This is a genomic window from Vibrio sp. 10N.261.52.A1 (genome assembly GCF_002876325.1).
GTDB classification, from domain to species: domain Bacteria; phylum Pseudomonadota; class Gammaproteobacteria; order Enterobacterales; family Vibrionaceae; genus Vibrio; species Vibrio chagasii.
Map to the genome: position 1 here is coordinate 1 of NZ_MCYD01000063.1, position 575 is coordinate 575.

The following is a 575-nucleotide window of genomic DNA, read 5'->3' on the forward strand; positions in this document are numbered from 1 at the left end:
AAACAAAAGTGGTTAATGCCAGTGGTCCTATTAATTTATCCTCCGCTTGAAAAATCTCTTTTACTAGGTTGTTTACAAAATCAAATATCAGCTCGATAAAACATTGAAATCGACCTGGAACACCGCTGGTGCCCTTGGTCACTACGTATCGAAAAGCTCCAATAAACAGTAAACCCGTAATCCAAGATACCAACATCGAGTCGATGTTGAACGCCCAGAAACCATCACCTGTAGTTAAGAAGGTTAAGTGATGCTCTATGTATTCGTGAGCGGTAGTTACTTGATCCATACTACACGTACTCCGATCTTGTAGAGGCAGTAATAAATGGTGTTAAGAAGTACCCAACCATCGTGAGAATATATGCGTACAATATTACTGGGTTATCCAATTTGAAAAACTGGAATGCCAAGATAAACATTAAGAACGTATAAGTTATTTTCACGACACGACTCATTTGCATTAAGTCACGTAAACTATAATTAGGGTTCTTGCGCACCTTTAGGCTTGCATATATAAAACCAAACAGCGGAGGTAGCATCGCAATAACAATACCCAAAGCTGATGATTCCATATC

General features: G+C 38.8%; 2 protein-coding genes. Both read right to left on the reverse strand.

The genetic code is table 11. From position 1 onward, the window contains the following. Nucleotides 1–289: F0F1 ATP synthase subunit A (locus BCT81_RS00935; protein WP_198596814.1), on the reverse strand; the 289-nt coding region annotated here is incomplete at its 3' end. Between the two features lies 1 nt (nt 290). Continuing rightward, nucleotides 291–575: hypothetical protein (locus BCT81_RS00940; RefSeq protein ID WP_102423002.1), on the reverse strand; the 285-nt coding region annotated here is incomplete at its 5' end.